The organism is Variovorax sp. F042 (genome assembly GCF_057814215.1).
Genome location: NZ_JBVASX010000099.1, coordinates 1 through 281, shown reverse-complemented (window position 1 = coordinate 281; position 281 = coordinate 1). Strand labels below are relative to the sequence as shown.

The 281-nt window shown below is 63.0% G+C and carries 1 protein-coding gene; it reads left to right on the top strand.

The features are described from left to right. Positions 1-281 (top strand): hypothetical protein (locus ACZYSP_RS35580; protein ID WP_489019270.1); only part of this gene is annotated, 281 nt, incomplete at both ends.

Here is a 281-nt window from a genome sequence, read left to right as displayed (position 1 = left end):
AAGGCACGACCGTCGGGACGGGACCGGCCACGGCTGACAACACCTCGGTGGATGTCCAGTCGGGTGCATTGGTCAGCACGGGCAACAGCTCCGCGATCAGCCTTGGCAACAATGCCACCATCACGGTTCGCAGCGGCGCCACGGTCCAGAACAACTCCACCAACGGAAACAGTCCGTACCCAGGCGGCATCGGCGCCAACACCGTCGAGTTCAACAGCAACAGCACCATCACCATCGAGCAAGGCGCCAACGTCTTCGCGGATGGAAGCGCCGGCAATTCG